The 13,015-nt window shown below is 64.3% G+C and carries 11 protein-coding genes; 8 read left to right on the top strand and 3 right to left on the bottom strand.

The features are described 5' to 3' along the window. Nucleotides 1-14: 14 nt before the first annotated feature. The 7 genes from ASE70_RS05375 (at nucleotide 15) to ASE70_RS05345 (ending at nucleotide 7,399) form a co-directional block, all read left to right on the top strand. Nucleotides 15-785: a polysaccharide biosynthesis/export family protein gene (locus ASE70_RS05375; protein WP_235519618.1), complete on the top strand. Its 771-nt coding sequence runs from the start codon at nucleotides 15-17 to the stop codon at nucleotides 783-785. 61 nt (nucleotides 786-846) lie between these two features. Beyond that, nucleotides 847-2,385 carry a lipopolysaccharide biosynthesis protein gene (locus ASE70_RS05370; protein WP_056397859.1) on the top strand — a complete coding sequence of 513 codons (1,539 nt, stop codon included), beginning with the start codon at nucleotides 847-849 and terminating at the stop codon, nucleotides 2,383-2,385. Next, the gene (locus ASE70_RS05365) at nucleotides 2,385-3,461 is read left to right on the top strand and encodes a cellulase family glycosylhydrolase (RefSeq protein ID WP_056502170.1); all 1,077 of its coding nucleotides are present in this window, start codon (nucleotides 2,385-2,387) and stop codon (nucleotides 3,459-3,461) included. Before ASE70_RS05370 ends, ASE70_RS05365 begins: the two co-directional genes overlap by 1 nt. After that, nucleotides 3,458-4,576: a glycosyltransferase family 4 protein gene (locus ASE70_RS05360; RefSeq protein WP_056502168.1), complete on the top strand. Its 1,119-nt coding sequence runs from the start codon at nucleotides 3,458-3,460 to the stop codon at nucleotides 4,574-4,576. Before ASE70_RS05365 ends, ASE70_RS05360 begins: the two co-directional genes overlap by 4 nt. 267 nt (nucleotides 4,577-4,843) lie before the next feature. Continuing rightward, on the top strand, nucleotides 4,844-6,127 hold the full coding sequence (locus tag ASE70_RS20315) for an exopolysaccharide biosynthesis polyprenyl glycosylphosphotransferase (protein ID WP_056502166.1): 1,284 nt from the start codon (nucleotides 4,844-4,846) through the stop codon (nucleotides 6,125-6,127). Nucleotides 6,128-6,241: 114 nt separating this feature from the next. Continuing rightward, on the top strand, nucleotides 6,242-6,799 hold the full coding sequence (locus ASE70_RS20960; RefSeq protein ID WP_056502163.1) for an acyltransferase: 558 nt from the start codon (nucleotides 6,242-6,244) through the stop codon (nucleotides 6,797-6,799). Nucleotides 6,800-6,946: 147 nt separating this feature from the next. Further along, nucleotides 6,947-7,399, top strand: a complete 453-nt coding sequence (locus ASE70_RS05345; protein ID WP_162235926.1) for a PilZ domain-containing protein — start codon at nucleotides 6,947-6,949, stop codon at nucleotides 7,397-7,399. Between the two features lie 4 nt (nucleotides 7,400-7,403). Here ASE70_RS05345 and ASE70_RS05340 read toward each other — a convergent pair whose 3' ends face one another. The 3 genes from ASE70_RS05340 to ASE70_RS20125 form a co-directional block, all read right to left on the bottom strand. After that, nucleotides 7,404-8,714, bottom strand: coding sequence for a hypothetical protein (locus ASE70_RS05340; RefSeq protein ID WP_056397846.1), 1,311 nt, complete (start codon nucleotides 8,712-8,714; stop codon nucleotides 7,404-7,406). A gap of 144 nt (nucleotides 8,715-8,858) precedes the next feature. Beyond that, nucleotides 8,859-10,826, bottom strand: a complete 1,968-nt coding sequence (locus ASE70_RS05335) for a M10 family metallopeptidase (RefSeq protein WP_056502159.1) — start codon at nucleotides 10,824-10,826, stop codon at nucleotides 8,859-8,861. Continuing rightward, nucleotides 10,826-11,266 (bottom strand): hypothetical protein, encoded by a 441-nt coding sequence (locus ASE70_RS20125; RefSeq protein ID WP_162235925.1) that lies wholly within the window; start codon nucleotides 11,264-11,266, stop codon nucleotides 10,826-10,828. Before ASE70_RS20125 ends, ASE70_RS05335 begins: the two co-directional genes overlap by 1 nt. 716 nt (nucleotides 11,267-11,982) lie before the next feature. Here ASE70_RS20125 and ASE70_RS05325 point away from each other — a divergent pair. Continuing rightward, entirely contained in the window at nucleotides 11,983-12,801 is an 819-nt protein-coding gene (locus ASE70_RS05325) for a hypothetical protein (RefSeq protein WP_056397838.1), read from the top strand. The last annotated feature ends 214 nt before the right edge of the window (nucleotides 12,802-13,015 follow it).

Raw genomic sequence — 13,015 nt, 5'->3', positions numbered from 1 at the left:
GAAAGGATATGGGGATGAAGGCGTTCGTCAGTCTGGCCATCGCGATTGCGATGCCGTGCGCCCTCGCGCAACCCGCCGCCGCGCAGGCGACGTGGGATGGATATCGGCTGGGGGCCGAAGACCAGATCGAAGTGTCGATCTATGGTCAGGGCGGTTCGGTGACCAAGACACGCATCAAGTCCGACGGATCGATCACCCTGCCGCTGGTCGGCCGGGTCGAGGCGTCGAATCGTACGACGCAGGCGCTGGCCAGCGCGATCCAGGAACAGCTGCGTCGCGGCGGTTACGTCAACGATCCGATCGTCAATGTCGAGATCGCCGAATATGCCAGCCGCACGGTCACCGTGCTTGGCGAATTCGCCAAGCCGGGGGTGGTGCCGCTCGACCGGCCGACCCAGCTGAGCGAACTGGCGGCGCGGGCCGGCGGTCTGCGCGAAGGCGGTTCGGACATCGTCGAACTGCGCCGTGCCGGCAAGGTGACGACCTATAGCCTGACCCAGATCGCGCGCGGGCAGCAGCCCGACGTCGCGATGCAGCCGGGCGATGCGGTCTATGCGATCCCGGCACCGCAATATTATGTCTATGGCCAGATCGGCAACGCCGGCGCGTTCGCGATCGCGCCGGGCATGACCATCCGGCAGGCGCTGGCCCGTGCCGGCGGCCCGACCCTGTCGGGGTCGGAGCGCAAGGTGACGCTGTATCGCGGCGGGCGCGAGCTGGAGGCCGAATTGGCCGCACCGGTCCTGCCCGACGACGTGCTGTTCGTGCGCGAGCGCATTTTCTGATCCGGCCGGCGGGCGCTCGGTCCGGGCGTCCGCCGACCCGTTCGCATCGGTCGCGCGATCGATGAGCGACGACAGCCGTATCGACGATCGCGACCCGTTGGCGAATACCGGTCCGCCGGGGTCGATGAAGCGCACCCTGGCGGCCGGGGCGGGGTGGACCACCGCGCTGCAACTGACGTCGAAGGCGATCGAACTCGGCTTTACCGCCGTCCTCGCCCGCATCCTGTTCCCGCATGACTTTGGGGTGATTGCGGGCGCGACGATCTTCATCGAACTGGCGCTGTTGCTGGCCGAGGTCGGGATCGGCGCGACGATCGTGCAGATGCCGGGGCTGACCCGCGACGATGTCCGCGTCGCCGGCACGCTCGTGTTCCTGAGCGGCATCGGCTATTTCCTGCTGGCACAGTTGTTCGCGCCGCTGGCGGGGGCGTTTCTGAACATCGATGGTGTTACCGGTGTCCTGCGCGTGCTGGCGCTGGTGTTCGTGATCCAGTCGTTCGGGATCGTGCCCGAAAACCTGCTGGTCCGCCGTCTCGACGTGCGGCGGGTAATGATCGCGCAGGTGCTGGCGCGGATCGTCGGGACCGGTGGAGTCGGCATCGCGCTGGCATGGCTCGGCTGGGGCTATTGGGCCTTGGTGGCGGCGGCGCTGGTCGAGACGGTGGTCAAGGCGGCGTGGCTGGTCGCGATCGTTCGTCCGCCGATGCGCCCGCTCCTGACCCGCGCCGGTACGAAGCGGCTGATGGGGCGCAGCGCCGGGTTTTCGGTCGCGCGCATCCTGAACTTCTTTGCGCTGCGGTCGAACAATCTGGTGGTCGGGCGGACGATGGATGCCGCCGCGCTCGGCATCTATTCGCGCGCTTTCAACCTGATGAGCGTACCGTCCGAACTCTATACCCGCATCGCCGAACGACTGGTGTTTCCGGCGATGGCGCAGGTGCAGGACGATGCCGCGCGGTTGCGGGCGGCGTTCCTGCGCGGGACCGAACTGACGGCGGCGATCGGGATGCCGATGTCGGCGTTGCTGGCGGTCCTTGCCCCAGAAGTCATTGAAATCATTCTCGGATCGCGGTGGGCGGCGGTGATCGGGCCGTTCGCGATCCTGTGTTCGGCAAGCTATTTCCGCTTGGGTTCGAAGATCGGCGGATCGTTGCAGCGGGCCAAGGCCGCGACCGGCGCGATGATCACGAACCAGATCGTGTATCTGGCGATGGTCGTCGGCGGGGCGTTGATCGCCTATCCCTATGGCATCGAAGCCGTCGCGCTGGCAGGGAGCATCGCCGTGGTCGCATCCTATATCACCATCAACGTCAACGCGTGTCGCATCGCTGGCGTCGACCTGCGCGCGTTCGTTGCCAGCCATCTGCACGGGGTGCTGCTGGCGGTACTGAGCGTCGCGGTGGTCCTGCCGGTGGTGACGGCGTTGCGGCGGGCGGCGGCACCGGCGGTGGTGACGCTGGGCGTCGCCGGGGCGGTGCTGGCGGTGGTGGCATTGTTGCTGTTCTGGCGACGGCCGCGCTGGTTGTTGGGGGATTTTCTGGTGTCGCTGATGAACGATGCAGCCCGATCCGTTGCCCGGCGGCGGGGGGCGGTGTCGTGATGCGCGCCGCGTGGCTGCTGGCCGCCATGATGCTGGTCGCGGGATGCAATGGGCAAGGGGAGGCCCAGCCCAAGGACCCGCCGCGCCGTCCCGCGCCGCCGCCCCGCTTCGGCGTCAATCTGTCGGGAGCCGAGGGCAAGGAGAGCGATGCGCCGCGCCCGACGCTGGCCGATGTGCGCAACGCCGTCGACCGGCTGCGCTTCGGCCTGATCCGCTATCCGTTCCGCCCGAGCCGGATGACGCCCGACCGGGTCGAGGAACTGAAGGCGATCGCCGCGTTTACCGGCACGCGCCGGGTGCCGCTGATCCTCGACAATCACAATTCGCGCTGGAACCCGGTCGGCGAACAGATCGCGTTCTGGACCGATCTGGCGCGACAATTCCCCGACGACGGGTCGGTGATGATCGATCTGGTCAACGAACCCGGCAATGTCGAGTGGATGCAGTGGGCAACCGAGGCCAAGGTGGTGATCGCCGGATTGCGCCGGGCTGGCATCCGTCATCCGATCCTGCTGCAATGGCCGGGATATTCGGGCATCCAGCGGTTCGACAAGCATGAGCCGGCCGATGGCAAGTGTCAGAGCGCGGGCTGTGCGCTCGATCGGACGCCGGGGCCGCTCGATCCGATCGACCGCACCTTACTGAACGGTCATCGCTATTTCGATTCAGACGGTTCGGGCACGAAGCGCGATTGCACCAACGACAAGGGCGAGCCACGCACCGACAGCGGGTTCGACCGGTTTGCGAAGCAATTGCGGCGACGCGGCCTGCGCGCCTACATCACCGAATCGGCGTTCGGTAGCTATGCGGCGGTGCCGCCCGGCTGCGTGGCGGTCGGGGCCGATGCCGTCGCGCAACTGCGCGCGAACAGCGACGTGCTGCTGGGCATCACCTGGTGGGGCGGGGGCCGGATGTGGCCCGACCGCTATCTGTTCAAGATCGAATGTTCCAAGGACGATCGATTGACCTGTCCTCCATCGGAGTATCAACGGATGCTGAACCCGGCCCTTTCCGCCGGCCCCGGACCGCTTCCCGGACCCGGGCCGCGCACCGACCGAGCGGAGCCGCGTCGATGACCGCCGATCGCCCCCTGTCGATCGTCCATGTCGTCCGCCAGTTCCATCCCGGGATCGGCGGCATGGAGGAATGCGTCCTGCAATTGGCGCGCTATCAGCAGCGCGACGGGCACGGCGTTCGCGTGGTGACGCTCGACACGATCTTCGACGACGATGCGACGGCTACGCTGCCGCACCATGACGCGATCGACGGGATCGAAATCCGCCGGGTGCCGTGGAAGGGGTCGAAACGCTACCCGATCGCGCCGGGCGTGCTGCGCCATCTGAACGGTGCGGACATCGTCCATGTCCATGGCGTGGATTTCCTGTTCGACTATCTGGCGCTGACCAGGCCGATCCATGGCCGCACGCTGGTGCTGTCGACGCATGGCGGATTCTTTCACACCCAATTCGCCGGCAAGATGAAGCTGCGCTATTTCGCGACGGTCACCCGCACCGCGATGCGCGCCTATGCGGCGACCGGCGCGTCGAGCACGCAGGATTTCGACCGCTTCCAGCAGATCCATCCGCGCAATTTGCGGCTGATCGAAAATGGCGTCAGCCTCGACAAGTTTCGCGGGCTGGCGGATCCGTCGGCGCACACGATGCTGTATTTCGGCCGGCTGGCGCCGAACAAGGGGCTGTTCGAACTGCTGCCATGGTTCGCACAGGCGTGCGAGGTCGATCCGGCGTGGCGGCTGGTGATCGCGGGCAAGCCGATGGGCGTGGAAGCCGCCGACCTGCGCGAGCGTGCCGCCGCGGCCGGTGTCGCCGATGCGGTCGAGGTGGTGGTGACGCCGACCGATGCCGAGATCGCCGATATCGTGCGCCGGTCGTCGGTCTATGTGTCGGCGTCGAGCTATGAAGGCTTTGGCCTGGCAGCGATCGAGGGGGCGTCGGCGCATCTCTACCCCGTGCTGAACGCGATTCCCGCGTTCGAACGGACGATCGAGACGATGGGCTTCGGCCGCATCGTCGATTTCACCGATCCGGCATCGGGCGCGGCCTTTGCGCGGGACTGGCCGACGATCGACCGGCCCGATCCCGGCGCGCTGGATGCACTGCTCGACGCACGCTTCGGCTGGCGCGGGCATGTCGATGCGTTTTACGACTTGTATCGCGTTGCGGGGAAGTAAAGAGATGGTAACGCTTTCACCGTAACGCACTTTGTACGCCCGCGTCGCACCGGACTTGCGCTGCAAGCGCAACTCATCCATGGACGCGCGGCGCACGCACGGGCTTCAAGACCAAGACCAATTACAGCCGTTAACGGCGTACAGCGGACATCGGGGATCAGGGTGACAGGAATACCAGCCGATTCCGGAACGGATATTGCTGGCGCGACGAAAAGTTCGCGTTTCTGGCTGACGCCGCATGCGCTTCGCCTGCGGCTTTATGTGATATTGCTGGCGCTGGACATCACCGCGATCGCGTTCGGCTTCCTGTTGCCCAGTCATTTGCTGAAGTCCGATTTCAAGCTGTTCGAGCTGCTGACGGTGACGGCGATCGTCTATACCGGCATCGCCTTCAATTCGGGCGCGTTCTCGCTGCGATCGGCGCAGGACGTTTCGGTCGACACCGCACCTGCGGTCCGGGCGCTGCTGTTCACCTATGGCGTGCTGTTCCTGCTCTCCTATTTCCTGAAGCTGGAGCGCGACCTGTCGCGCCTGCTGATCGGCATCGCGATGGTCGTCGGCACGCTGACGCTGGTCGTGTTCCGGCAGATCGTGGCGATCTATGTCGAATCGCGGCTGCGCGACCGGTTGCTGGTGCAGATGCTGATCCTCGACGGGGCCGACATCGCACCGCCGCCGGGGTACCGCGTGGTCCGGGCAAGCGATATCGGTCTGGTCCCCGACTTGCGCGATCCGGCGATGCTCAACGCCTTCGGATCGCTGATCCGCGAATGCGAACGCGTGGTGGTCGCCTGTTCCGAAGCGCGCTGCCAGGATTGGGCGATGCTGCTGAAGGGCGCGAACGTCCGCGGCGACGTGGTGGTCGATACGATCTCGCATTTCGGCGCGCTGGGCGTATCGCATATCGGCGACCGGGCGACGCTGACCGTATCGGTCGGGCCGCTGTCGTTGCGCGATGCGTTTGCGAAGCGGGCGTTCGATCTGGCGGTATGCGTGCCGGCGCTGATCGCGCTGGCACCCGCGCTGCTGCTGACCGCGTTGCTCATCAAGCTCGACAGTCCGGGGCCGGTGCTGTTCCGCCAGCGGCGCGTCGGACGCGGCAACGAATTCTTCGACATTCTGAAGTTCCGCAGCATGCGTGTCGAAAATTGCGACGCCGATGGCAATGTCTCCACTCGCCGCGATGACGACCGTATCACCCGCGTCGGCTATTTCATCCGCCGCACCAGCATCGACGAATTGCCGCAGCTGCTGAACGTGTTCCTTGGACAGATGAGCATCGTCGGCCCGCGTCCGCACGCGCTGGGCTCGCTGGCCGGCAATCACCTGTTCTGGGACGTCGACACGCGCTACTGGCATCGCCACGCGCTGAAGCCCGGCATCACCGGTCTGGCACAGGTGCGCGGCTATCGCGGCGCGACCAACCATGTCGAGGATCTGACCCGCCGCTTGCAGGCCGATCTGGAATATGCCGCCAACTGGTCGTTCTGGCGCGACGTCACGATCCTCGCGATGACCGTGAAGGTCGTGGTCCATAAAAACACCTATTGAACCTAAATACTTATTGTTCGTTCGCCATGAAATGGCGGGGGAATTGATTTGAGTGTATTTACGCGCGCGGCACCGCTTCTCCGGCTGCTGCTGCGGTTGAGACCCTTCGCGACCATGTTCGCAAATCTGCGTACGCCGTTTCGCGTCCTGATCTATCGGCGCGCGCGGCTGTCGATCGCCGGGCCGGTGAGCGGCAAGGGGCGGTTGGCGATCGGCAAATGCTGGCCCGGTCAGGTGTCGCGCGGGACCGAGGTCGCGGTGCGGCCCGGCGGCGCGATGCAGGTCGACGGCATCTTCGCCCTGCATCGCGGCGTCGAGATCCGCGTCGGAAAGGGGGGGCGGCTGACGCTGGGCAGCGGCTATCTGGCCGACGATGTACGGATCGATTGCCATCATGCGGTGACGATCGGGCACCGTGTCGCGATCGCCGCGCGCACCGTCATCATGGACACCGACCATCACGATCTGACCGGTTCGCGCGGGCGGACCGCGCCGGTGGTGATCGGCGACGATGTCTGGATCGGGCTGGGAGTGATGGTGCTGAAGGGCGTGACGATCGGATCGGGCGCGGTGATCGCCGCCGGCTCGATCGTGGTCCGCGACGTCGCGCCCGGTATGCTGGTTGCCGGCAGTCCGGCACGCGATATCCGCCCGGTCACCTGGACGATCTGATCGCGAAATTCGCTAGTGAACAATAAAGGCGCAATGATTTACCCGCCGTTTACCAATCACCGATTAGTAACCATCAATTCGATGTGCGCAGAAAAGCTTTGGTAAGACCTGATCCGCTATCTGGTGTGTAGCCAGATGGAGGATGCCATGAGTCTTCAGGCACGCATAATTGAAGAACAGTTTGTCGGTCGTCGCGATGACGATCGTGTTTCGGTCGGTCGTGCGTGCGTATTGCGCGCTGCGGGGCGGCCGCCGGTGCATAGCGCGCTGCTCGACCTGACCCGCCACGGGTGCCGTATCCGCACCGGCCATCCGCTGGGCATCGGCGAATCGGTCCTGCTGGGCCTTGCCGGGGTCGGCACGGTCGAGGCGACCGTGATGTGGGGCGAGGGTACCCAATATGGCTGCGAGTTCATCGGGACGTTGCCGTCGGGTGCCGTGTCCGACGCGACTCGCGGCAACGTCGTCAGTTTCGACGTCGCACCGGCTGCCCAACCGTTCAAATGGTCGCCACGCCAGCGGTTGATGACGCTGGCGGTCTATGCCGCGACGCCGTGGCTGGCGATCATGGCGGCGATCCATCTGTTCCGGTCACACTGACCGGTCAACCGGCGGCGGCGTGTCGCCGGGCCATGCGCTCGCGCGGTGTCAGTCGGTGGGCTTCGGCCTGCCGACGCGCCCCTTCGTCCTGCGCCGCCAGATAGGTTGCCCGGCAATAGCCGAGCAGCAGCCAGAGCAGCGGGGCCGACTTCATCGAGAAGGTGCCGGTGCCGCCGACGAGCAGCCAGACATAGATGTACAGCGCGGACGCCCATGCCGCGCGTCGTGACATGTCCGAATTCTGGGGCACGACGACGATCAGATAGGCCCAGTAGACGAAGGCGCCCGCCAGTCCCATCGACGCGATCACGAAGCCATAGCCGGTATCGCCGGTCCGCGCGATGAGCGCGGGCACGCCGAACAAGTAATCGCCGGCATTATAGGATGTCAGATAGCGATAGGTCACGCCGAGCCGCCCGACCGGATCGTCGCCGGCGCGCCACGGGATGAACGCGAACAGTAGGAAGGTCGCGCCGATCGACACGACGGGCATCAGCCCCTGCCAATAGCGCGGCAGGCGCGGGAACAGGAAATACCCGATCAGGAACAGCGGCGCGAGCAGCGCCGACATGCGCGCATTGTTGGTGACCACGATCAGGAACACCGTCGCCAGCGCCAGTATCCGTTCGGCGAGGCTCAGCCGCTGCCACATGGTGCACAGATACACCATGATGACGATCGAGAAGCAGTTGATGCTGACCTGTTCCAGAAAGATCGACGAGGTGCGCGGCCCGTCATACAGGCCGAAGGTGAAGCGCCCGCTGTACGAGATCGTCCCGATCGCCAGCGAATTCTCGTCCATGAAATCCTTGACGACGAACCCGCGCGTCTTGGTCAGATAGCTCGCCGGCTGGAAGATCGAGGCATAGGTGTCGACGCTGCTGATTTCGAGCAGCAAGACGCCCAGCGCGATCCCGCAACCGACCGCAAAGGCGATGCGAACCATTCGTTCGTCGCAGCGGATGCCGAGGATCGTGAAGGCGGCGATGATCAGCGCGTTGCGCACCCCCTCGATCATCGGGCGTTCGAACACCAGCGACCCGATCATCGCGACCGCGACGATCCCGGCGACGAACAGCAGCGGTGCCATATCCTCGCGGCGGATGCCGTCGCGGACGAACGACAGGCCGATCGCGCTGAGGATGATGAGCAGTTCGGCGGCGATGACGATCGCGTTATTCATCGGTGCGCCCACCGCGGCGGCGGCGGCGAAAATACCGTTATAGGCGATGGCGAAGGGCGGGATCAGCGTCATCGTCCAGCGCAGCGCCGCCGAATCGCGACCGGTGCCGGCCTGGCGTGCGATGCGGTTCATCGCGCCGCCGCGTGTGTATGGCCAAACGTCACGGCGATCGATCCCTTCCCAGCGAAGTCCCGCCAATAGCAGAGCCTTGCCCGGTTTGCGAAGGGGGGAAGGGGGTGGCACGATCCCGTATCGGGGATCGTGCCACCCAGGTCGTCAGACGTCGACGCTGCCCAGGCCGACGCTCGAACCGACGGCGCTGTAGATATAGAAGCGCAGTCCGTTCTGTTCGATCATCCCGTCGAATTCCAGCGCGCGCGTGCCGGAGATGGCGACCGTGCCGCCAGCGCCCGACAGGTCGAGGATGCCGTCGTTGAAGCGGATGATGCCGTCGTCATTCCCGTCGAACAACGCCGTCGTGGTGACGATGATGTCGCGTGCGGTGAAGGTCAGCGAATCGTTGCCGAGCCCGGCGATCGGGTTGGCGGTATCGAAGAAGAAGATGTCGCTGATCTTCTTGTTGCTCGACGATTTGAGGACATCGTCGCCGAAGCCGCTTTCCGCGACCTGCTGGCTGCGACCCGCGACCGGGCGGACGCGGGCGTCGCCATAATAGAAGGTGCCGTCGATGCTGCCCATCAGGCGCAGCCCGGCAGCCCCGTTCGCCCCGGTCAGCGTGACCGCGTCGCCATCGGTGGTGTCGATGGCCACCGTACCACCGCGCCACGTGATGATGCCGTCATTGTTGTTGTCGCGGAGCGCCCGATCGACCGCCAGCACGTCGCCGCGCTGCCAATCGGTCACCGTGTCGACGCCCGAGACGCCCGAGTTGCGCAACTCGAAGATATCGCGCCCCGCACCGCCGGTCAGCTTGTTGGCGACCTGGTTACCGATCAGCCGGTCGTTGCCGCCGCCGCCAATCGCATTTTCGATCGTCACGCCATACGCGATCGAGATATTGTCCTTGTACAGGCCGTTGGTCAGGCCAAGCTCATCACGCAGCGCGGTATAGGCGTCGAACGTCGCCTGCGAACGGGCGGCCAGGCCCTGTGCGGCGCGATTGGCATTGACCTGTTCGAGCGTCAGGAACGCCTCGATCCCGCCACCCGACGAAAACGCGCCGGCGTTCAGATCGATGACCGACGGCGTGTTCCAGCCCGAGAAATCGAGCGTGTCGTTGCCACCGGCGTCATAGACCGCGACGATCGGTGCCGCGTTCTTCGTAAAGTCGTATTCGGCGCGATTGGCGGTCGAATTGAAGCCATAGACGGTGTCACCGGTCCGCGTCGTCCGGTCGGCACCATAGATTTTCTGGATGGCGACGATGTCGTGGACCATCGGCGTCGCCGCATAGCCGAAGCGGAGATTGGCCCAGTCGATATGCTGCGCGCCGGTTTCATAGGCGCTGAAATAGCTCATGATCGAATATTGCGCCGAATCCTGCGCATAGGCGGCATCGTTGGCATAGGTGATCGGATCGGGCTGACCGTCGCCGTCGTCATCGTCGAGCGCGTCATAATTGCCCGGATGGCTCAGCCCGAGCGAGTGGCCGAGTTCATGGACGATCGTCGTCTTGGCATAGAAGCTGTCGCGGACCGGGAAGAAGTTCGAGCTGACGAAGCCGTCGATCCAGACGTCGCCGCTCAGCCGGCCATAATCCTCGAACCCGTCCTGCAGCGCAGAGGCGTCGAAAATGTTGCCGAACGGCAGATAGGCATAGGCCTGCGCACCACCGGTAAAGGTGTTACCGAAGGTGATGTCGGCATTGTACGACTTGGTTTCCTGAAAGCTGATCGCGATCAGATCGTCCCACAGGGCGATGCCCGCGCGCGCCAGCATCCGCTGATCGGCGTTGAAAGCCGAAAAATCGGCGCCGTAAAACGCCTCATTCAGGGCCAGCGTGCCGGTCGCGTTGACGTAATAGCTGTTCTCCAGCTCATCGATGCTGTTCCAGAAACCGAAGTTCAGGACCCCATCGCTCAATTCGCCGTAATTGTTGTAGGTCCAGTTCCAGCCCGAACGGGTCAGGATGTTCCCCGCCTGGGTCGCCGTGGCGATCGGCTTGTTCGCATAGGTCTGACCCGCGAACGGATCGAGCGACAGCGATTCGACGAGGTCGTCGGCACCACCCAGCGGCCAGTCGCGTTCGACGGGCGTGCCGGGTACCAGAGCGCTATTCTGCATTACTTCATCTCCCCTGTAAGTCGGTGATCCGGTCGTGCGCCGCGCCATGGCAGCGCCCGGTCCAGCGCGCGTTCGGCGAGGGTCGCGAAATCCTCGCCCTCGCCGGCAACGACCGCCGGACCGTTCCATTCCCCCTGTGCATCATCCATCACGATCGATGGCCGTGCGGACATCGTGATCGCCGGCCGGCCATCGACCGGCGTCAGATCGGCGGTGAGTTGCACGCGTGCCCGATCGGTCGCATCGGTGCCGTCGATCGACACCGGCGCGCCCCGCTGCGCGGTCGCGACCAGCGTGGCACATTGTTCGGGCGTGGCGGCAACACAGGTCAATCCGACCGATCGGACCCCGCGCCACAGCGGCGCGGCGATCGAGCGTTGCGACTGGGTGGCGGCGAAGCTGGACAGGGCGGGCGGCATGGCATTCGGCAAATCGGGCAACGCTACGCTCCCTGTACAACTGCGCGAATGATGCGCGGATTGGGGCACTGCGCAAACTGATAATTAACGATTGTTCATGAAACACCCGCAACCGTGACGAAAATGGCACAAGACTGTCCCGACACGGGAAAGTCGGGACAGTCCGGCATAATGTGCCGCACCAATCGGCTTGCATCCCGCACCAATTCTCGTAGAGCGACGCCGGGGAAAATAAGGGGTCCACGTCCGAAACGACTGGGCAAGGTTGGAGGTCGTAACGCTGACGATGTCGGCAACGCGACGTCGCGAAAGCGCATCCTTCCGCACCGGCTGGAATGGCCCGACGGTTTTGATGGAAACCGCGATTTCGGCAGCGACCGGCTGTCGCCGATGTTCCAGCGTTCCGTCAAATAAAGCCGTAGTAAAAAAATCGCATCCGAGCCACAGCCGGTTCAGGTCGTCGCATGTTTGCGGCGGCCGAACGAACCGAAACGGATCGATACTTCATACGAGGTAGAAACGGACGGTCGCGAAGGGCGGCGTCGTCCTGCGTCAACAAAATTAGAACGTTAACGCCTGTCCTAAAGCTGGATAGGTTGGATTCCTGTTCATGTCGAACCCTTCATAATTCATTGACGGTTCACGACAATCTACGTAAATGCCCTCTTAAGCACGGTGCGCCTTCAAACGGCGGGCGTGCCGAACGATGTTTTTTTAGTATTTCAGGGAGAAACACCATGGCTGATACGGTTCCGACGTTCCGCGACAACAGCACGCTCATCACGAGCGCGACCAAGGTCGACATTCTGCTGAACAACAGTGCAGACGTTTACAACGGTAGCGCCGGCGCGACCGCATTCGTGTTCAAGGAAGGCAACGCCGGCGACGACACGCTCAACGGTTTCAGCAGCAACGATTCGATCCTGAACTACAAGCAGATCTTCGACGGCAACGGCGACGGCTTCATCCAGTTCGGCGCGAACGGCGAACTCGACATCGATCGCACCAGCCGCAAGAACGCCGGCAACGACCAGATCCAGGTCAGCGGCGATAACGGCCCCGTCACCGAACTGCGTTACCTCGGCAGCAAGGGCGGCACCGGCGACAATGGCCTGCACGTCTATGCCAATTCGGCGACGCTAAAGAACCTGTGGATTTCCGAGTTCGGTGGCCGCGCCAACGTCATGGAAAACAAGGTCGGCAACGAAACCTATGATTTCGCCGGTGCCAACAAGACCCTGCTGATCGACAACGCACTCGGCCTGAACATGGGTCAGGACGTGCTGACCAACTTCGGCGCAGGCGACAAGATTGTCACCACTGCCAAGCTGTTCGACAACACCACCAACAATGTCGTCGGTTTCGGCAAGAACTTCGTTCTCGACGTTTCGGGTTCGACGGGGCCGCAGTCGACCGATCCGAAGATGGGCCCGGGCGGCCAGATCGATATCTCGAGCCCGGACGTGACGAAGATCAAGTATGCCGGGACGGAAGTCCATGGCGGCGTGACCTACTACATCTACGAAGCACCCGACGCTTCGACCCCGCCGCTCTAAGCTGACGGCAAACCGTCGCTTCTACGGCGATCGGTAAGGGAGGCGCTGGCGAAAGCCGGCGCCTCTTTTGTTGCGCGGCGCATCGGTCGATCGAACGCCGACCGACTGCCATGATGGCGGTCGTACTGCCGTATCGCGTCGAGCACGGACAATCGTTGCGGTACGATCGCGTCTGTGGCGCGCGATTGGGCCTGCACCCGCGTACAATATGCCC

The sequence above is a fragment of the Sphingomonas sp. Leaf22 genome, from assembly GCF_001421715.1.
Lineage (GTDB): Bacteria > Pseudomonadota > Alphaproteobacteria > Sphingomonadales > Sphingomonadaceae > Sphingomonas.
The sequence above is the reverse complement of the archived record's forward strand: the minus strand, read 5'-3'. Positions and strand labels throughout refer to the sequence as shown.